The sequence below is a fragment of the Pseudonocardia kujensis genome, from assembly GCF_021283305.1.
Classification (GTDB): Bacteria; Actinomycetota; Actinomycetes; order Mycobacteriales; family Pseudonocardiaceae; genus Pseudonocardia; species Pseudonocardia kujensis.
In genome coordinates, this window is the sequence record NZ_JAJSOK010000020.1 from 98,088 (window position 1) to 116,496 (window position 18,409).

Here is an 18,409-nt window from a genome sequence, read left to right on the forward strand (position 1 = left end):
GTACCTGTGCGACCCATCAGGCGTGTGCGCCGCCGCGGCCCGTCGGCATCCGCTCGGCCCGTGCCGCCCGCTGCTCGTCGCGCGGCCCGGGACGTCGCCGATCTCCGCCCGGTTGCCGACCGTGTCCGGTGTGGAGCGCGGCAGCACGGCCCCGGCTGGACTAGCCTCCGCAGCGAACCGCCCCGAGGCCTCGTGAGAAGGAGAGCCCGTGATCACCGCGATCGTCCTGGTCCACACCCTCGCCGACCGGATCCCCGAGACCGCACAGGCGATCGCGGACATCGAGGGCGTCGCCGAGGTCTACTCGTGCGCCGGCGACGTCGACCTGATCGCGATCGTGAAGGTGCGCGAGCACGAGCAGCTCGCCGACCTCATCGCGGGGAAGATCTCGAAGGTGGACGGCGTGCAGCACACCGACACCCACATCGCCTTCCGTTCCTACTCCCGCGCCGACACCGAGGCCGCCTTCTCGGTGGGCTCCGCCTGACCGCTCACCCCCTCCCCGCCAGCACCTCGACGGCGGTGCGCCCGGCCTCCGTGCCCTCGCGCGCCTTGAGCGCCCATCCGCTCCATCGCGCGGCACCCCGCGCGGGCTCGGACCAGGGCTCGCAGTACACGAGCCGGGTGCCGCCGGTGGTGAGCCAGCGGTAGATCAGCCGCACCTCCTCGGGCGGGGCTCCGTGCAGCGGCCCCTCGCCCGGCAGGATGGTCTGGGCGCCGGCCCGCAGCGCCTCGACGACGGGCATCGGGCGCACGCCCCGGCGCGCCACGTCGGCCGCGGCCAGTTGCCCGTACCGCACCACCGCGAGCTCCCAGCCGCCCCGCCCGTCCGGCCGGGCACCGACGAGCTCGGGCTGGGCGGCCAGCGCGGCCAGCGTCTGGCGCCGCTCGAGCGCCGAGATCAGCGCCGCCAGCCGGTCCCGGTCGCCCGCCGCCTCCTCGAACCGCTCCTTGCCCGCCAGTTCGTCGACGCCGCGGGCCAGCAGGTGCAGCGGGTCGTCGCTCGCCCCGTGGACCAGCGACCGCAGCGACTCGACGGCGGGCGCGTACTCCTCCGGCGACTGCAGACCGGCGCACGGCGCTCCGCATTTCCCCAGCTCGTGCAGCATGCAGGGGGACGCCGACGGCGCCCGGGCCGGGATCCGCTGCGTGCAGCGCCGCAGGGGCACGGCGTCGAGCAGCGTGTCCAACGCCGTGGCGGCGGAGCGGTGCGAGGCGAACGGACCCAGTGCACCCTCGCGCGCGCTGGTGATCACCGACAGCCGGGGGAAGGTCTCGGCGGTCGGCACCACCCACCAGGTGCGGGCGGGGTTGCGCGAGCGGCGGTTGTACTTCGGCTTGTGCGCCGCGAGCAGCCGCAGCTCGCGGACGCCCGCCTCGAGCGCGTGCGCGCAGACGACCGAGTCGACCCGTTCGGCCAACGCCACCATGTCCCGGATCCGCCGGCGCCGCTCGCCCGCGGTGAAGTAGCTGCGCACCCGGCGCCGGAGATCGCCGCTGGTCCCGACGTAGAGCACCTCCTCGCGCGGCCCGCGGAACAGGTACACGCCCGGCGCAGAGGGCACCTGCTCGGCGAGGTGGCGCTTCTGCCGCTGGCGCTGGGTCGGCCGGTGCGCCGACGCCTCCCGGGTCAGCGCGAGCAGCTCCTCCAGGCTCTGCACCCCCAGGTTGCCCACCCGCTCGAGCAGGTGGTGCAGCACCTCGACGGTGGCCCGCGCGTCGGACAACGCCCGGTGGTTCGGCTGCGTGTGGGTACCGAAGTGCCGGGCGAGGGCGCCGAGCCGCACGCTCGGGCACTCGTCCCGGGGCAGGACCGCCCGGGCGAGCCGTGCCGTGCAGAGGACCGGCGGCCGCGGCCACACCTGCCCGTGCCGCTCGCAGGCGGAGCGCAGGAAGCCGGCGTCGAACGGGGCGTTGTGCGCCACCAGCACGGCGCCGGTGAGGAACTCCAGCACCGACGGCAGCACGGCGGGCAGCCGCGGCGCGGTGCGGACCATCGCGGTGGTGATGCCGGTGAGCGCCACGATGTTGGGCGGGATGCCGGAGCCGGGGTCGACGAGCGTGGCCAGCTCGCCCAGCTCCTCGCCGCCCCGTACCTTGACGGCACCGACCTCGGTGATCCCGTCCCGCTCGTGGCTCCCGCCGGTGGTCTCGAGGTCGAGCACGACGAACGTCACCTCGCGCAGCGGGGTGCCGAGCTCGTCGAACGACAGCTGGGGAGCGGTCACGGTGCGAACGGTAGTTCGAGCCACCGACAATTCCTCGCACACCCGTTCGAGCGTGTCGCCGGGCCCGGTGCGTCGCGGCCGAATCCGTGGCCGCCCGTCCGGATCGGGGATAACCTTGACCGATGTACCCGGAGGACGCCTCGCCCGAGCACCCGCAGGGTGCCGCGGCGTCCGCCGGACGGGTCGCGGACCTGGACTGGAACCTGCTCCCGGACCCCGTGCGGCACCGGCTCGCCGAGGTTGCCGGCACCGCGCTCGCCGGGCTCCCGCCGACCGAGGTGCCCGCCGCACTCCGCCAGTTCGCCCGCTTCACCCCGGCCAAGCGCGCCCGCCTGGGCGGCACCACGCTCGTGCGCGAGCTGCGGGACAACGCGACCTTCCGCACCGCCGTCGTCGCCTGGTGGGAGGAGCACCGGCCCGGCGAGCTCGCCGCGGGCCCGGACGAGCCGCTGACCGCCGCGGCCGCCGCCGTGCTGACCGGTGCCCCCGACGCCCGCGGTGCGGTCGCCGCCGTCGCCCGGCGGGGCGACGCGGCCGAGGCCCGAGCCGAGCGCGACGAGGCCCTGTCGCGGGCGGACAAGCTGACCGTCGAGGTCGAGCGGCTGCGCGCCGAGCTGGCCGAGGCGCGCGACCAGGCCCGCGAGGCCGCCGCGCAGCGCGAGCAGGAGGTGGCGCAGCTGCGCCGCAAGGTGTCCGAGCAGGGCACCAGGCTGCGCTTCGCGCGCGACGCGCAGGCCGAGCTGGAGGCGGAGGTCGCCCGGCTGCGGGCGGGTGCCGACGCACGGCTGGCCGAGGTGATCGCCGAGCGGGACCGCGAACGGGAGCGGGCGGAGGAGGAGCACCGCCGCGCCCGGCGCGCGCAGGCCGAGGTGGCGGCCGCCCGGCAGGCGGCCAAGGAGGCCCGGCAGGGCGACGAGGTGCGGCTCGGGTTGCTCCTCGAGACCCTCGGCGGCGCCGTGCAGGGCCTGCGCCGGGAGCTCTCCGTCGGCGGCGGCGGGCCGCGTCCCGCCGATCTCGTCGCGGGGCCGGACGGCACCCGCGGCGCCCCGGTCGTCAACCTCGCGATGCTCGACTCGCTGCTGGCCCTGCCCGCCGCGCACCTCATCGTCGACGGCTACAACGTGAGCAAGACCGGCTACCCGGAGCTGCCGCTCGCCGACCAGCGCACCCGGCTCGTGGGGCAGCTGGGCGCGCTCGCGGCGCGGACCGGGGTCGAGGTCACCGTGGTGTTCGACGGCGCGGCGGTGAGCGCCGCGCAGACCCGCGGGACCCGGGGCGTGCGGGTGTTGTTCAGCGATCCCGGCGTGATCGCCGACGACGTCATCCGGGACCTCGTCGCGGCCGAGCCGCAGGGCAGGCCGCTGCTCGTCGCCTCCTCGGACCGCGCGGTCGCCGCGTCGGTGCGCCGCCGCGGGGCGCACGCGGTGCCCTCCTCGGTGCTGCTCGGCCGGCTCCGTTCCTGACGTCACCGTCCTCGACGTCTCCGCAGGTCAGGTGGTCGATCTCCGGAAACTGTCGGTGCCTCTCCGTACGGTGCGCCCGACGAGATCACCGGAGGCGAGGAGCGACACGATGATCGTCGACTGCGACAGCTGCGAGGTCCGCGGGTCGTCCTGCGGGGACTGCGCGATCGGGGTCCTGCTGGGCATGCCGGAGGTACCGGGGGCGCTCACCGGCGGCGCGGCGGACCCCGCCGGGGGCGGGGAGGTGGTCGCCGTCGGCGGCGAGGATCTGCCGTCCGGCGCGCCACGGGTACAGCTCGACGCAGCCGAGCGGCAGGCGTTGGCGGTCCTGGCGGACCAGGGGCTGCTGCCGCGGTTGCGCTTGGTCCCCACCCGGACGCACACCGTCACCGACATCGGGGGTCCGGCCGCCGATCGCCGCAACGCTGTGTAGCGAAATGCGGCACCGATCGCGCCGGGCGGCCACGTTCGGCGACGAACGGGTCGCCGACCGCTCACAGCACGGCTCCCCGGCGAGGTCTGGACGGGTGAATCACACGCTCGTAATCTCGCCGCGACCTCGCGTCGAGCGGCCGTCGTCCCCAGGGCGGCCCGTGGGGTCACCGCCGCGGCGCCTCTCCGGCGCCCCGCCGCCCGGGACCCCGACCCGGGCGGGCGCGGCGGGGACCGAGGAGGGAGTCGCGTCCGCGTGCTGTCGCGCCGAGAGCGGAGGACCCGGAGGGCCGTGCCGCCCCGGACCCGCGCGAGGGTCGGTGCCCTGGCCGGGGTGACGATCGCGCTGGTGACCGCGGCGGTCGCCGCGCTCCCGGCCGGTACCGCGGCCGCCGACCCGGTCCTGCCCGGCATCCCCGGGCTACCCGCGCCGGCGGCACCCGCCGCACCCGCGGACCCGGCGGACCCGGCTGCGTCGCCTGCCCCCGCTGCTCCCGCAGCGCCCGTGGCCCCCACGGTGCAGCTCCCGGCGGCGCCGGAACCGCCCCGGACGCCGGAGGAGGCGCGGCAGCGGATCGTCGACGTCCGGCACGAGGCCGAGGCGCTCACCGAGCAGTGGCACGCCGCCACGGACAACCTCACCGCCAAACAGGCCGAGGCCGACCGGCTCCGTGAGGCGGTGGACCCCCTGCGGGCCGCCGCGGACCAGGCCCGCGCGGACGAGGAGGCCTACCGGCAGACGCTCGACGGCGTCACGCTCTCGTTCTACGAGAACAGCCGGCTGGACCAGTTCAACGCCCTGGTGGCAAGCCCGTCGCCGCAGGCCTACCTGGACCAGATGTCGGCGCTCGAGACGCTCTCCGCCGACCGGCTCGTCGCGCTCGACGACCTGAAGGACAAGGCCGACCGGGCCGCCCGGACCCAGGCCGCGGCCGACGACGCGACCCTGCGCGCCCAGACCGCCGCGGACGACGCGCGCCACGCCGCCGACGAGATCGGGACCCGGAAGGCCGACGCCGAGAAGCGGATCGGCGAGGCCGAGGACCTGCTGCGCCGGCTGGGCCCCGACGAGATCGCGGACCTCAACGGGCCGGTGGAGGACGCGCCGGACATCCTCCTGGGCACGGGCGTCGGCGCCGATGCGCTGCGGGCCGCGGCGACCAAGCTAGGCCGGCCGTACGTGTGGGGGGCCAGCGGGCCGGGCTCGTTCGACTGCTCGGGGCTGACCTCGTGGGCGTTCAAGCAGGCCGGGATCACGCTGCCGCGCTCGAGCAGTGCGCAGGCCCGGGTCGGCACGCCGGTCGCGTGGAACGACCTGCAGCCAGGCGACCTGGTCTTCTACTACTCCCCGGTGAGCCACGTCGGCATCTACGCCGGCGGCGGCAAGATGATCAACGCGCCGCAGAGCGGCGACGTCGTGAAGTACCAGACCGTGTCCCGCGGCGCATTCACCGGCGCCCGCCGCCTCTGACCTCGTCCGCTCCCCGGTGCCGCCGCGGATGTCGTGCCGGGGTGGGGAGGGCGGCCCGATAGGTTCCCCGGGTGGCCCGCACGCTCCTCGTCACGAACGACTTCCCGCCACGCCGGGGTGGCATCCAGAACTATCTGCGGGCCCTGGCCGACCGGCTGCCGTCGGGAGAGCTGGCGGTGTACGCGCCGGCGTGGGAGGGCGCGGCCGCGTTCGACGCCGGGCTCGGATATCCCGTGCACCGACACCCGACGTCGTTGATGCTGCCCGTGCCCGAGGTCGCCCGGCGCGCAGCCGGCCACGCCCGGGTGCACGGCGCCACCACCGTCTGGTTCGGCGCGGCGGCGCCGCTGGCGCTGCTCGGGCCGGGACTGCGCCGGTCCGCGGGCGTCGAGCGGGTCGTGGCCAGCACGCACGGGCACGAAGTGGGCTGGTCGATGCTGCCCGGCGCCCGCCAGGCCCTGCGCCGCATCGGTGACGACGCCGACGTCGTCACCGTGGTGTCGCGGTACACGCGGGGGCGGTTCGCCGCGGCCTTCGGACCGCGGGCGGCCCTCGAACACCTGCCGCCGGCGGTCGACACCGAGGTCTTCCGGCCGGACCCCGCCGCCCGGGAGGCGCTGCGGGCGCGGTACGGGCTCGGGGAGGCCCCGGTGGTGACCTGCCTGTCGCGGCTGGTGGCGCGCAAGGGGCAGGACGCGCTGATCGAGGCCCTGGCGCCGCTGCGGGAGCGGGTCCCGGGCACCCGGTTGCTCGTCGTCGGCGACGGGCCGGACCGGGACCGGCTGCCGCGGCTCGCGGCGCGGAACGGGGTGGGCGAGCACGTCGTGTTCACCGGGGCGGTGCCGGCCGAGGAGCTCGCCGCGCACCAGGCGGTCGGCGACGCCTTCGCCCTGCCGTGCCGGACGCGCGGCGGCGGCCTGGACGTCGAGGGCCTCGGCATCGTGCTGCTCGAGGCCTCGGCGTGCGGGGTCCCGGTGGTGGCGGGGGACAGCGGCGGGGCGCCGGAGACGGTGCGCGAGGGGGAGACCGGGCACGTCGTCGACGGCCGGGACCGGGCCGCCCTGGTCGACGCCCTCGCCGACCTGCTCGCCGACCCCGACCGGGCGCGGAAGATGGGCGCCGCGGGGCGTGCCTGGATGCAGGAGGAGTGGACCCTCCCTACCCAGGTCGCCCGTCTGCGGCGTTTCCTGACCGGCAGCGAATCGTGATGCGCGTCGGCTTTTGCCGGAAGCGCGTCATGGTTCCATAACGCGCTCACCGGACCCGGAAATACGCATTATGGTTCCATAACGCGCTCAGCAGCCCCGAAAAAGCGCGTTATGGTTCCATAACGCTAGGGTGGCGATCAGGCCGGCTGCGGGGTCTCGGCGGGGGCGTAGATCGCGGCGATCTCCGAGGCGTACTGCTGTGCCACCACGGCGCGCTTGACCTTGAGCGTGGGCGTGAGCTCCCCGCCCGCCTCGGTGAAGTCGACCGGGAGGATGCGGAACTTGCGGATCTGCTCGGCCCGCGAGACCGCCTGGTTGGCCTCCTCGACCGCCGCGGCGATCTCACCGCGCAGCTCCGGGTCGTCGACCAGGTCGGCGGCGGAGGACGGGTCGTCCGTGGCGGCCTTGCCGTGGCGCTCGCGCCAGGCGGGCAGGGCCTCGGGGTCGATGGTCACCAGCGCGCCGATGAAGGGCTTGCCGTCGCCGACGACCATGCACTGCCCGACCAGCGGGTGCGCCCGCAGCCGGTCCTCCAGAACGGCCGGGGCGACGTTCTTGCCGCCGGCCGTGACCAGCAGCTCCTTCTTGCGACCGGTGATCTTCAGGTAGCCGGCGTCGTCGAGCTCGCCGATGTCGCCGCTGTGGAACCAGCCGCCATCGAGGGCCTCCGCGGTGGCCTTCTCGTTCTGCCAGTACCCGCGGAACACGATGTCGCCGCGGAGCAGGATCTCGCCGTCGTCGGCGATCCGGACGGAGTGGCCCGGGACCGGCCGCCCGACGGTGCCGACCCGCTGCGCCGAGAGCGCGTTGACGGTGATGCCGGCGCTGGTCTCGGTGAGGCCGTAGCCCTCGAGGATCGGCAGCCCGATGCCGCGGAAGAAGTGCCCGAGACGCTCGCCGAGCGGGGCGCTACCGGACACCGCGGCGACGACCCGGCCGCCGGTCGCGGCGCGCAGCTTGGCGTACACGAGCTTGTCGAACACCGCGTGCCTGACCTTGAGCCCCAGCCCGGGGCCGCCGGTGTCCTTCGCCTGCGACCAGGCGATCGCGGTGTCGGCGGCCGCGTCGAAGATCCGGCCCTTGCCCTCGTCGTGCGCCTTCTGCCGCGCGCCGTTGTAGACCTTCTCGAACACCCGCGGGACGGCGAGCAGGAAGGTCGGGCGGAAGGTCTGCAGGTCGGGCAGCAGGTTCTTGGTGTCCGGGGTGTGCCCGATGACGGTGCGCGAGGCGATGGCGCCGCACTGGATGATCTTGCCGAAGACGTGTGCCAGCGGCAGGAACAGCAGCACCGAGCCGGTGTCGGTGAGCAGCTCGGAGAGCACCGCCCGGGTCGAGGCGATCTCGGCGAGCAGGTTGCGGTGCGTCAGCTCGCAGCCCTTGGGCCGGCCCGTGGTGCCCGACGTGTAGATTAGCGTGGCCAGGTCGTCCGCCCGCACGGCCCGGCGGCGCTCGTGGACCTGCTCGTCGGCGAGGTCCTTGCCCGCGGCGACGAGCGCGTCGACCGCGCCCGACGCGATCTCCTCGACGAACCTCAGCGTGGTGCCCGCCTCCGCGACCAGCGCGGCGTGGTCGGCGGTCTCGACGACGATCCCGACCGCGCCGGAGTCGGACAGGATCCACTGGATCTGCGACGCCGAGGAGGTCTCGTAGATCGGCACCGTGACGCCGCCGACGGCGAGGATCGCGTAGTCGACGAGCGTCCACTCGTAGCGGGTGCGCGACAGGAGCGCGACGCGGTCGCCCGGCTCGACCCCGGAGGCGATCAGGCCCCGGGCGACGGCGGTGACCTGCGCGGCGAACTCGGCGGCGGAGACGTCCCGCCAGCCGTCGCCCTCCTGGACGCGCAGCAGCGTGGTCCGCGGGACCTCGGCCTCGTTCGCGTAGACGGCGTCGAGGAGGTTCTCCTCCGGACGGACCGTGACGGTCGCCGGGACGCTGTACTCACGCACGATCCTGACCTCCTGGCCGGCGTTGGCAGGTTACTCGTGAGGAAAGATAGCGCGTCGCCGCGCGGATCGGCAGGGCGGCAGGTGTCCGGCTTGTCCGGTTCGTCGCGCGGGGTCCGCGTGGCCCCCGACCCGGCCCGCGCGGCCCCCCGCCGCAGGTCCCGCAGGTCGGGGCGGAAGGATCGGGCCCGCGAGGAGGTGGCCGGTGCCGAGTGTGGACGTGGTGGACGAGACATTCCTGGCCGTACCCCGTTCGCGCGTCGCGGCGGCGTTCGCCGACCGGGGGGCGTGGCCGGGCCTCTGGCCGGACCTGCGGCTGGAGGTGCTCGCCGACCGGGGCGACGAGGGCGTGCGCTGGACCGTGGGCGGCGCGCTGACCGGGAGCATGGAGGTGTGGTTGGAGGCCGTGCTCGACGGCACCGTCGTCCACTACTTCCTGCGCGCCGACCCGACCGGCCCGAACGGGCTGCCGACGACCTGGCCGCGCCGCCGCGCCGTGGCCGAGACCCAGCGTCGGCAGCGGGCCGCCAAGCGGATCGCGTTCGCGCTCAAGGCGCGGCTGGAGGCGGGCCGGGCCCCGGGGGAACCCCCGCTGACGTAGCGTCTGCAGATCATGCGGGTGCATGTGGTCTCCGACGTGCACGGCAACGTCGAGGCCCTCGCCAGGGCGGCCGACGGTGCCGACGCGGTGTTCGTGCTCGGCGACCTGATCGACTTCGTCGACTACCGGAACCCGGAGGGCGGCATCCTGGGCCGCGTCCTGGGCCCCGAGGTGAGCCGGAGGTTCGGCGAGGTGCGCCGCGCCGGCGGCCCCGGCGAGCTGCGGGAGTTCGCCCGGCGGGCCTGGGCGCGCGTCCCGGACCCGGCCGCCGTGATCGAGGAGGCCATCGCCGAGCAGTACGAGGCGATGTTCCCCGTGCTCCCGGACCCGACCTGGGCGATCCCCGGCAACGTCGACGTCCCCGACCTCTGGCCCGCACACGTCCGGCCCGGCACCCGGGTGCCCGACGGCGAGGTGGTCGAGATCGGCGGGCTGCGCGTCGGCTTCGTGGGCGGGGTGCCGCTGCCGCCGGGGTTCCCGCCGCGCACGGGCGGACCGTGGCGCCCGCACCTGGTCGCGAGCGAGGACTACCTGGCATCGGTCGGCAAGCTGACCGACGTCGAGCTGCTGTGCACACACGCCCCGCCGGCGCTCCCCGCCCTGCACTACGACGTCGTCACCAAGCGCCGCGAGCTGCCCGGCCAGGGTCTGGTGGAGCTGATCGAACGCGACCGGCCGCGGGCCGCGTTGTTCGGGCACGTCCACCAGCCGCTGGCGCCGCGAGCACGGCTGGGCGCGACCGAGTGCGTCAACGTCGGGCACTTCCGGAAGACGGGCGAGCCGTACGTGCTGCGCTGGTGATCGGCCGGTAACGTGCGCGCCATGGCCGACGCGACGACGTCCTCGATCACCATCGACGCCGACCCGGAGACGGTCATGGCGGTGATCGCGGACTTCGAGGCCTACCCCGAGTGGGCGGACCAGGTGAAGACGGTCGAGATCCTCGACAAGGGCGCGGGGTCCGACCCCGCCCGCGCCGACCGGGTCCGGTTCTCGATGGACGCCGGCCCGATCAAGGACACCTACACGCTGGACTACGACTGGGCGCCCGACGGCCGCTCGGTCAGCTGGACCCTGGTCAAGGGCCAGATGCAGAAGGCGCAGAACGGCTCGTACACCCTGGAGTCCACGGGCGGCGCGCCGACCACGGTGACCTACAGCCTGGCCGTGGACCTCAACATCCCGATGATCGGCATGCTGCGCCGCAAGGCCGAGAAGGTGATCATCGACACCGCGCTCAAGGGCTTGAAGCGCCGCGTGGAGAGCCGCTCCTGAGCGCACGCCCCCCGGCGGCTACGCTGCCGCGGGTGCGGGTCGTGCTGTTCACCGGCAAGGGGGGCGTCGGGAAGACGACGCTCGCCGCGGCCACTGCCGCGCGTCTCGCCCGTGCCGGGCGCAAGACCCTCGTCGTCTCGACCGACCCCGCGCACTCGCTCGGCGACGCCCTCGGCGAGCGCCTCGACGACACCACCGAGACCGAGCCCGCGGACCTCGGGAACGGGCTGTTCGCCGCGCACGTCGACACCCGGGTGCTGCTCGACGGCACGTGGGCCGAGCTGCAGGGACACCTGCGGACGCTGCTGGCCGGGGCCGGCGTGGACGAGCTGCTGGCCGACGAGCTGACCGTCCTGCCGGGCGTCGAGGACCTGCTCGCGCTCGCCGAGGTGCACCGGCTCGCCACCTCCGGGCTGTGGGAGGTGGTGGTCGTCGACTGCGGCCCCACGGCCGAGACGCTGCGCCTGCTCGGCCTGCCCGAGGCGCTCTCCGGGTACCTGGAGCGGCTGTTCCCCGCGCACCGCCGGGCGGTCCGCGGGATGATCGCCGGGCTGGCCCCCGGGCGGGCCGGCGCCGAGCAGACCGCGGGCTGGGACCGCACGGTCGGCGCCCTGGACCGGCTCGCCACGCAGCTCGCCGGGCTGCGCGCCCTGCTGGCCGACCGCGAGGAGACCTCCATCCGTCTCGTCCTCACGCCGGAGCGGGTCGTCGCCGCGGAGACCCGCCGCACCCTGACCGCCCTGGCCCTGCACGACCTGCAGGTCGACGGCCTGGTGATCAACCGGGTCATGCCCGCGCCGCCCCCGTCGCTGCGCGGGCCGACCGCGCGCTGGCTGCGCGAGCGGCACACCGAGCAGCAGGCCGTGCTGGCCGAGCTGCGGGCCGAGTGCGGCGACGCGGTGCCGCTCGCGACGGTGCCCTACACCGCGGCGGAGCCGACGGGCGTCGAGGCCCTGGTCGCGCTCGGCGGCTGCCTGTACGGCGACGCGGACCCCGCCGCACCCGCTCCGCCCGCCGCCCCGACCCTGCGCCTCGAGCGCACCGCCGGCACCGGCACCTCCGCCGACTCCGAGTTCGAGCTGGCCCTGCGTCTGCCCGGGGCGGCCGACGGCCTGCTGGACCTCACCCGGGTCGGCGACGAGCTGGTGGTCACCGTGGGCGCCACGCGCCGGCGGGTGAGCCTGCCGGCCGTGCTGCGCCGGTGCGAGGTCACGGGGGCGCGGCTGGTCGGCGAGGGCCACGCGACCGAGCTCGTCGTGGTGTTCGCGCCGGACCCGGCGGTCTGGATGACGCGGTGACGGGGAGGCGGCGATGAGCTGCACCCACTCCGAGGGCCTGACCCGCGAGCTGCGCGCCCTCGCCGTGGCCGCGCTCGACCGGCTCGGACCGCTGGTCGACGCCGCCCGTACGGGGGAGGGCGCCACGCCCTCGAGCTGTGCGTCCTGCCCGGTCTGCGCCCTGCTCGCGGTGCTGCGCGGCGAGCGCCCGGAGCTGGCGGTACGGCTGTCCGAGCACGCGGCGGGACTGTTGACGATGCTGCGCGCGTTGGTGGAGGAGCTGCCGGACCCGGCGGCGCAGGGAACGGCCGGCAGTGCTGCGGGGCGTGGATCCGAGGAAGCGGGCGGACATGGCACGACCCCTCACCGACCCGAGGACCAGGACGGAGCGGGCGACGAACCACGACGGGGCCGCCCCGGACCGTCCCGGCGGGTTCAGCACATCCGCGTGGTGCGGGCCTGACGTGCTGACGGTCGGGGTGGACGTCGGGGGGACCAGCGTCCGGGCGGGGGTCGTCGACCCCGAGGGCGGCGTCATCGACAGCGCGAGCGCGGCCACGCCCAAGAGCGACGAGGCGCTGGAGGCGACCATCGCCTCCTGCGTGAGCGAGCTCGCGAACCGGCACGAGGTCGAGGCCGTCGGGCTCGCACTGGCCGGGTTCATCGACGCCGACCGCGGCCTGGTCCGGTTCGCACCGCACCTGTCCTGGCGGGACGCGCCGGTCGCGGAGCGGATGCGCAAGCGCCTGGGGGTCCCGGTCGTCGTCGAGCACGACGCCAACGCCGCTGCCCTCGCCGAACGCCGGTACGGGGCCGCCGCGGGCGCGTCGACCGTGGTGTTCGTGGCCCTCGGCACCGGCATCGGTGGGGCGCTGCTGCTCGACGGCGCGCTGTTCCGCGGCGCGTTCGGCGTGGCGCCGGAGTTCGGGCACGTCCGCGTGGTGCCCGACGGGCGCCCCTGCGAGTGCGGCAAGCGCGGCTGCTGGGAGCGCTACTGCAGCGGCACGGCGCTCGCCACCACGGCCCTGGAGATGCTGGCCGATCCCGACGCGACCACCTCGGTGCTGCACCGCGAGGCCGCGCGCGACCCGGGCCGGATCACCGGCCAGCGGGTGGCCGCCGCCGCGCGCGACGGCGACCGGCTCGCGCGGCGGGCGGTGGCGGACATGGGCCGGTGGCTGGGGGAGGGCCTGTCGCTGATCGCCGACGTGTTCGACCCCGAGCTGGTCGTGATCGGCGGTGGGGTCTCGGTGTCGGCGCCGCTGTTCCTCGACGAGGCCCGCGAGCACTACGCCCGGATCGTCACCGGTGCGGGCAACCGGCCGCTGGCGCGCATCCGCACCGCGCAGCTCGGGTCCGCGGCCGCCGTGGTCGGGTCGGCCGAGCTGGCCCGCGAGGCCGTCCTGGCAGGCGGCGCGGCGCGCTGAGCCGCGCCGGCCCGGTGCCCGGATCGTGCCCGACGGTGCCCGGATCGTGCCCGACGGTGCTCAGACGGTGCCGTCGTCGTCGTACGGGTCCATGTCCTCGTCGGCGGGCTGCCACAGCCGCATCAGCAGCCAGGTCAGGCCGCCGGCGATCGCGACGAGGCCCAGCGGCAGCCCGTAGACCGAGGACATCCCGATCCACTGCGGTGCCGCGACCAGGACGATGCCCAGCACCACCAGCACCAGCCCGACGCCGACGGCGGCGCCCACCCGGGGCAGCGGCGGCGGCTCCGGGGGGACGTAGTGCTCCTCGGGGTCCAGCCGGGGGTCGATCTCGGGCACGGGCGGCGGCGCCGGGGCCGCGCCGTCGTGCGCGCCACCGGGCCAGTGCGGGACGGTGCCCTCCGCCTTCCACGACGCCACGACCTGCTCGAAGGGGTCGGGGTCCGAGCGACGGCCCTCCCGTCGGGGGTCGCCCTGCACGCCCTCCGGCTCGCCCGTGCTCATGCTCGCGGCCTCCTCGGGGGTCTGCAGGAACAGACCCGTGCATCCTGACACGAAGACGCCTCCCACGGGCGTCGGGAGTCCCTTGTTGTCGCAACGGCGCGACGCTCCGTACGCTTGGGCTCCCTGCGGTGAGGAGGCCCTGCCCGGTGCTGTACTGGTGGTCGAAGTACGTCCTGCTCGGCCCGTTGCTCCGGCTGTACTGCCGCCCCACCATCGAGGGCCTGGAGCACATCCCCGCCTCGGGTGGCGCGATCCTCGCGAGCAACCACCTGGCGGTGGCCGACTCCTTCCTGTTGCCCCTGCAGGTGCCCCGCCGGATCACCTTCCTGGCCAAGCGCGAGTACTTCACCGAGCCGGGCCTCAAGGGCTTCGTGAAGAAGCAGTTCTTCAGCGGCGTCGGGCAGGTCCCCATCGACCGGTCCGGCGGCAACGCGGCGCAGGCGGCGATGGACACCGCGGTGCGGCTGCTGCGCGAGGGCAACCTGCTCGGCATCTACCCCGAGGGCACCCGCTCGCCCGACGGGCGGCTCTACAAGGGCAAGACGGGGGTGGCCCGGATGGCGCTCGAGGCCGGTGTCCCCGTCGTCCCGGTCGCCATGATCGGCACGGACAAGGTCAACCCGATCGGCTCGAAGATGTGGCGGCCCGGGCACGTGCACGTGAAGGTCGGCGCGCCGCTGGACTTCTCCCGCTACGAGGGCATGGCCGGCGACCGGTTCATCGAGCGGTCCATGACGGACGAGATCATGTACGCGCTGATGGAGCTCTCCGGACAGACCTACGTGGACCTCTACGCCGCGTCGGTCAAGGAGAAGGCCGAGCAGGCCAAGAAGGAGCAGCAGGGCCGAGCGGCCGCCTGAGCGGATCCGCTCAGCCCGCGGCCACCGCCGCGTTGGCCGCGTCCTGCGCCTGCTGCAACCCCGGCCCCACGGGCAGCCGCCCGGCGAAGACCTCGCCGAGGACCGGGTTGAAGGCCCGCAGTCCGGTACCGAACCTGGGGCCCATCGGCGGGTCGATCGTCGCGGTGCCGCCGAGGCTGCCGAAGTAGCCCGTCTCGACGCCGCGCTCGCGCCAGTAGTCGAAGAACTTCTGCTGGGACCCCGTGACGGCCGGCAGCGCGGCGCCCCGCCCGCCGACGGGGTCGGCGCCCGGCTCGGAGCCGATCCAGTCGAGGACGCGCGCCACGGCCTCGGGGTGCGGGGTGCGCGCGTTGCCCGCCGCGATCACGCTGTTCACCACCGACACCCGGCCGGCGGGTCCGGCCACCATCGGTGCCACGCCCCAGTCGAAGGTCGCGCCGTCGGCCACGTTGCGCAGGTTGTAGGTGCCGGACTGGAACACGGCCAGCCGCTGGTCGAGGAAGGCGTCCCGGCCGTAGTCGGGGTTGACGTTGGTGTCGTCGGCGTCCGGGGCGACGTGATGGGTGTTGACCAGGTCCACCAGGTACCGGAACGCCTCGGCCGAGGCGGGCTCGGCGAAGGCGAAGGTGCCGTCGGGCTTCTGGAACTGCCCGCCGTTGGAGCCGACGAAGTCGTAGTAGATCGCCTGCAGGTCACGGCCGGCATTGAATCCGTACCGGGCCACGTTCGCGGGGTCGAAGCCCGGCTGGTCGGCGGTCCGGCCGTGCACGTCGACCGTCAGCTTCCGCATCGCCGGCAGGAAGGTGTCCTTCGCCGGGTCGGTGTGCCAGGTCAGCGCGGCGGGGTCGACGCCGGCGTCGGCCAGCATCCTCTTGTTGTAGTAGGTGACGATCCGGCCGTCCGTGAGCGCCGGGACGCCCCACAGCGCCCCGTCCCGGGTGTACTGGTCGACGGCGGCCGGGACCCAGTTCTGCTTACGGCCGGGCAGGATCCGGTCGACGTCCGTCAGCGCGCCGGAATCGGCCAGCGCGCCGAAGTAGGCCGAGTTCAGCCAGAAGATGTCGTCGCCGGTGCCGTGGGCGAGCTGCGCGTTGAGGCTCACGAAGTAGTCCGAGTACGGGACGACGTCGAGGTCGACGCGGACGTCCGGGTTCTGCCGCTCGAACTCGGCGAAGGACGTGCCGTAGGCCTTGGCCACCTGGTCGTCCCACAGCCGCAGGGTCACCGTGGTGGCGGGCGCCTGCGGCGGGCCGGCGCACGCCACGGCGAGCAGGGCGCAGAGCAGCACGACCAGCCCGGGGAGCAGGGCGGTGCGGGAGCGGGGCATGGGATCTCGCTAGAGAGGCGGCTGACCGAGGCCAGGGGTCGGTGGGTAGGTCGTCCCGGGCGTCCGGATCGTGACCGTGCACCCCCATCTTCGCCCGACCGGCCCAGTCCCCGCGCGCACCCCGCCGTCCGGGCGACGTAGAGTCGCGGCAGGTCGGAAAGGGTTGGCATGCGTTTCTTCTACGACACCGAGTTCATCGAGGACGGCAGGACGATCGATCTGGTGTCGATCGGCGTCGTCGGCGAGGACGGGCGAGAGTTCTACGCGGTGTCCACCGAGTTCGACCCGGACAAGGCCGGCCCCTGGGTGCGGGCGAACGTGCTGCCCAAGCTGCCCTCGCCCGCCGACCGGGCCTGGCGGTCCCGCGCGACGATCCGCCGCGACCTGCTGGAGTTCCTCACCGGCGCGCCCGGCGAGGTCGAGCTGTGGGCCTGGATCGCCGCCTACGACCACGTGGCCCTCTGCCAGCTGTGGGGTGCCATGCCGGCGCTGCCGCGGCCCCTCCCGAGGTTCACCCGGGAGCTGCGCCAGCGCTGGGAGGACGCCGGCCGCCCCACGCTGCCACCGCCCAGCTCCGACGCGCACGACGCGCTCGCCGACGCCCGCCTCAACCTGCGTCGCTGGCAGGTCATCGAGACCTCCGTCCCGACCCCCTGAGCGGAGCCCGAACCGGACCTGACCGGGGCGGGTGCCGGGAGCAGCCGCCGTGGCGGGACCGCATACCCTCTCTCTCGTGAACTGGTCCGTCGACGCCCCCGTGGACGTCCTCCCGGAGCTGCCGCCGCTGCCCGGTGAGCTCCGCACCCGGCTGGACGACGCGCTCGCCCGGCCCGCCGCCCAGCAGCCCGAGTGGCCGGACGCCGCCGTCGTCGCGCACACCCGCACGGTGCTCGAGAGCGTGCCGCCGGTCGTGCTGCCGCCCGAGGTCGACCGCCTCAAGCAGCGGCTCGCCGACGTCGCGAACGGTCGGGCCTTCCTGCTCCAGGGCGGGGACTGCGCCGAGACGTTCGTCGACAACACCGAGCCGCACATCCGTGCGACCATCCGCACGCTGCTGCAGATGGCCGTCGTGCTGACCTACGGCGCATCGCTGCCGGTGGTGAAGGTCGGCCGCATCGCGGGGCAGTACGCCAAGCCGCGCAGCGCGCCCGTCGACGCGCTCGGTCTGCCGTCCTACCGCGGCGACATCGTCAACGGGCTGGCGCCGAACGAGGCGTCCCGCACCCCGGACCCCTCGCGGATGATCCGGGCGTACGCCAACGCCAGCGCCGCGATGAACCTGGTCCGCGCGCTGACCGCGACCGGCATGGCGGACCTCGCGATGGTGCACGCCTGGAACAAGGACTTCGTGCGGACGTCGGCGGCGGGGGAGCGGTACGAGGCCGTCGCCGCGGAGATCGACCGCGCCGTCAAGTTCATGGACGCCTGCGGGGTCACCGACCACCAGCTGCACGCGGTGGAGTTCTACGCCTCGCACGAGGCGCTGCTGCTCGACTACGAGCGGGCCATGCTGCGGCTGGACCTGGACCGCGACAATCCGGTCCTCTACGACCTCTCCGCGCACTTCCTCTGGATCGGCGAGCGCACGCGCCAGCTCGACGGCGCGCACGTCGCCTTCGCGGAGCTGCTGTCGAACCCGATCGGCCTGAAGATCGGCCCGGCCACCACGCCCGAGCAGGCCGTGGAGTACGTCGAACGGCTCGACCCGCGCAACGAGCCCGGCCGGCTCACCCTGATCAGCCGGATGGGCAACGGCAAGATCCGCGACGTGCTGCCGCCGATCGTCGAGAAGGTCACCGCCTCCGGCCACAAGGTCATCTGGCAGTGCGACCCGATGCACGGCAACACCCACGAGTCCACGACGGGCTACAAGACCCGGCACTTCGACCGCATCGTCGACGAGGTGCAGGGCTTCTTCGAGGTGCACGGCGCGCTCGGGACCCACCCCGGCGGCATCCACGTCGAGGTCACCGGCGAGGACGTCACCGAGTGCCTCGGCGGCGCCCAGGAGATCTCCGACACCGACCTCGCCGGCCGGTACGAGACCGCCTGCGACCCGCGGCTCAACACCCAGCAGTCGCTGGAGCTCGCCTTCCTGGTCGCGGAGATGCTGCGCGGCTGAGAGCGGCCGGCTGACGCCGTTCGTTCGCGGTCGGTACCACCGACCGCGCACCGGAGGCGCTGGGCCGTGTTGAAGAAGTCGCGGTCGATGGGCTTCGTGATCTGGGCGCGAAGACCGCGATCAGGGACTTCTCCACACGGCCTAGGAGTCCGCTGAAATAGGACGTTGCGAGGGTGGCGGTGCTGCTCGTGGTGGTGGCTGTAAACGCCGTTTATGCCTTCGGGGTCGGGCGTGTGTGATGGCGAGGCGGGTTGGGGTGGTGGTGTTC

At 74.7% G+C, this 18,409-nt stretch carries 18 protein-coding genes; 14 read left to right on the forward strand and 4 right to left on the reverse strand.

Going from position 1 to position 18,409, the window contains the following annotated elements; all coding sequences use genetic code 11:
* Positions 1–208: 208 nt before the first annotated feature.
* Entirely contained in the window at positions 209–487 is a 279-nt protein-coding gene (locus LWC35_RS16460) for an Lrp/AsnC family transcriptional regulator (protein WP_232871006.1), read from the forward strand.
* Positions 488–491: 4 nt separating this feature from the next.
* On the opposite strand, the gene LWC35_RS16465 is transcribed toward LWC35_RS16460, so the two are convergent.
* Complete coding sequence (locus tag LWC35_RS16465) at positions 492–2,228, reverse strand: DEDD exonuclease domain-containing protein (protein WP_232871007.1); 1,737 nt, start codon at positions 2,226–2,228, stop codon at positions 492–494.
* Positions 2,229–2,350: 122 nt separating this feature from the next.
* On the opposite strand from LWC35_RS16465, the gene LWC35_RS16470 reads away from it, so the two are divergent.
* The 4 genes from LWC35_RS16470 (at position 2,351) to LWC35_RS16485 (ending at position 6,802) form a co-directional block, all read left to right on the forward strand.
* The gene (locus LWC35_RS16470) at positions 2,351–3,691 is read left to right on the forward strand and encodes an NYN domain-containing protein (RefSeq protein WP_232871008.1); all 1,341 of its coding nucleotides are present in this window, start codon (positions 2,351–2,353) and stop codon (positions 3,689–3,691) included.
* 109 nt (positions 3,692–3,800) lie between these two features.
* Entirely contained in the window at positions 3,801–4,124 is a 324-nt protein-coding gene (locus LWC35_RS16475; protein WP_232871009.1) for a hypothetical protein, read from the forward strand.
* A 333-nt stretch (positions 4,125–4,457) separates the two neighbouring features.
* Positions 4,458–5,594 carry an NlpC/P60 family protein gene (locus LWC35_RS40300; protein WP_232871010.1) on the forward strand — a complete coding sequence of 379 codons (1,137 nt, stop codon included), beginning with the start codon at positions 4,458–4,460 and terminating at the stop codon, positions 5,592–5,594.
* A gap of 71 nt (positions 5,595–5,665) precedes the next feature.
* Positions 5,666–6,802 carry a glycosyltransferase family 4 protein gene (locus LWC35_RS16485; protein ID WP_232871011.1) on the forward strand — a complete coding sequence of 379 codons (1,137 nt, stop codon included), beginning with the start codon at positions 5,666–5,668 and terminating at the stop codon, positions 6,800–6,802.
* Between the two features lie 137 nt (positions 6,803–6,939).
* On the opposite strand, the gene LWC35_RS16490 is transcribed toward LWC35_RS16485, so the two are convergent.
* A complete protein-coding gene (locus LWC35_RS16490) occupies positions 6,940–8,751 on the reverse strand; it encodes an AMP-dependent synthetase/ligase (RefSeq protein ID WP_232871012.1) in 1,812 nt (603 codons plus the stop codon).
* Between the two features lie 202 nt (positions 8,752–8,953).
* Here LWC35_RS16490 and LWC35_RS16495 point away from each other — a divergent pair, with 202 nt between their 5' ends.
* Genes LWC35_RS16495 through LWC35_RS16520 form a run of 6 tightly spaced genes read left to right on the forward strand, consistent with a single transcriptional unit; the run spans position 8,954 to position 13,328 of the window.
* Positions 8,954–9,349 (forward strand): polyketide cyclase / dehydrase and lipid transport, encoded by a 396-nt coding sequence (locus LWC35_RS16495; RefSeq protein ID WP_232871013.1) that lies wholly within the window; start codon positions 8,954–8,956, stop codon positions 9,347–9,349.
* A gap of 12 nt (positions 9,350–9,361) precedes the next feature.
* Positions 9,362–10,150 carry a metallophosphoesterase family protein gene (locus tag LWC35_RS16500; protein ID WP_232871014.1) on the forward strand — a complete coding sequence of 263 codons (789 nt, stop codon included), beginning with the start codon at positions 9,362–9,364 and terminating at the stop codon, positions 10,148–10,150.
* Between the two features lie 21 nt (positions 10,151–10,171).
* The gene (locus LWC35_RS16505; RefSeq protein WP_232871015.1) at positions 10,172–10,624 is read left to right on the forward strand and encodes an SRPBCC family protein; all 453 of its coding nucleotides are present in this window, start codon (positions 10,172–10,174) and stop codon (positions 10,622–10,624) included.
* A 32-nt stretch (positions 10,625–10,656) separates the two neighbouring features.
* The gene (locus LWC35_RS16510) at positions 10,657–11,922 is read left to right on the forward strand and encodes an ArsA family ATPase (protein ID WP_232871016.1); all 1,266 of its coding nucleotides are present in this window, start codon (positions 10,657–10,659) and stop codon (positions 11,920–11,922) included.
* A gap of 13 nt (positions 11,923–11,935) precedes the next feature.
* A complete protein-coding gene (locus LWC35_RS16515; RefSeq protein ID WP_232871017.1) occupies positions 11,936–12,364 on the forward strand; it encodes a hypothetical protein in 429 nt (142 codons plus the stop codon).
* A 1-nt stretch (position 12,365) separates the two neighbouring features.
* Positions 12,366–13,328 carry an ROK family glucokinase gene (locus LWC35_RS16520; RefSeq protein ID WP_232871018.1) on the forward strand — a complete coding sequence of 321 codons (963 nt, stop codon included), beginning with the start codon at positions 12,366–12,368 and terminating at the stop codon, positions 13,326–13,328.
* A gap of 60 nt (positions 13,329–13,388) precedes the next feature.
* Here the strand turns inward: LWC35_RS16520 and LWC35_RS16525 are convergent, their stop codons facing one another.
* Positions 13,389–13,832 (reverse strand): hypothetical protein, encoded by a 444-nt coding sequence (locus LWC35_RS16525; RefSeq protein ID WP_232871019.1) that lies wholly within the window; start codon positions 13,830–13,832, stop codon positions 13,389–13,391.
* Between the two features lie 146 nt (positions 13,833–13,978).
* On the opposite strand from LWC35_RS16525, the gene LWC35_RS16530 reads away from it, so the two are divergent.
* On the forward strand, positions 13,979–14,692 hold the full coding sequence (locus LWC35_RS16530; RefSeq protein WP_232871020.1) for a lysophospholipid acyltransferase family protein: 714 nt from the start codon (positions 13,979–13,981) through the stop codon (positions 14,690–14,692).
* Between the two features lie 10 nt (positions 14,693–14,702).
* Here the strand turns inward: LWC35_RS16530 and LWC35_RS16535 are convergent, their stop codons facing one another.
* Complete coding sequence (locus tag LWC35_RS16535) at positions 14,703–16,019, reverse strand: ABC transporter substrate-binding protein (RefSeq protein ID WP_232871021.1); 1,317 nt, start codon at positions 16,017–16,019, stop codon at positions 14,703–14,705.
* A gap of 168 nt (positions 16,020–16,187) precedes the next feature.
* On the opposite strand from LWC35_RS16535, the gene LWC35_RS16540 reads away from it, so the two are divergent.
* Together LWC35_RS16540 and LWC35_RS16545 are read left to right on the forward strand one after the other, a co-directional pair.
* Positions 16,188–16,676, forward strand: coding sequence for a polyadenylate-specific 3'-exoribonuclease AS (locus LWC35_RS16540; RefSeq protein WP_232871022.1), 489 nt, complete (start codon positions 16,188–16,190; stop codon positions 16,674–16,676).
* Positions 16,677–16,752: 76 nt separating this feature from the next.
* Positions 16,753–18,141: a class II 3-deoxy-7-phosphoheptulonate synthase gene (locus LWC35_RS16545; protein WP_232871023.1), complete on the forward strand. Its 1,389-nt coding sequence runs from the start codon at positions 16,753–16,755 to the stop codon at positions 18,139–18,141.
* The last annotated feature ends 268 nt before the right edge of the window (positions 18,142–18,409 follow it).

What these genes read in the sequence shown, in the direction of transcription:
- LWC35_RS16470 (WP_232871008.1), top strand. Translation starts at nt 2,351, where the DNA reads ATGTACCCGGAGGACGCCTCGCCCGAGCACCCGCAGGGTGCCGCGGCG.
- LWC35_RS16475 (WP_232871009.1), top strand. Translation starts at nt 3,801, where the DNA reads ATGATCGTCGACTGCGACAGCTGCGAGGTCCGCGGGTCGTCCTGCGGG.
- LWC35_RS16500 (WP_232871014.1), top strand. Translation starts at nt 9,362, where the DNA reads ATGCGGGTGCATGTGGTCTCCGACGTGCACGGCAACGTCGAGGCCCTC.
- LWC35_RS16505 (WP_232871015.1), top strand. Translation starts at nt 10,172, where the DNA reads ATGGCCGACGCGACGACGTCCTCGATCACCATCGACGCCGACCCGGAG.
- LWC35_RS16515 (WP_232871017.1), top strand. Translation starts at nt 11,936, where the DNA reads ATGAGCTGCACCCACTCCGAGGGCCTGACCCGCGAGCTGCGCGCCCTC.
- LWC35_RS16525 (WP_232871019.1), bottom strand. Translation starts at nt 13,832, where the DNA reads ATGAGCACGGGCGAGCCGGAGGGCGTGCAGGGCGACCCCCGACGGGAG.
- LWC35_RS16535 (WP_232871021.1), bottom strand. Translation starts at nt 16,019, where the DNA reads ATGCCCCGCTCCCGCACCGCCCTGCTCCCCGGGCTGGTCGTGCTGCTC.
- LWC35_RS16540 (WP_232871022.1), top strand. Translation starts at nt 16,188, where the DNA reads ATGCGTTTCTTCTACGACACCGAGTTCATCGAGGACGGCAGGACGATC.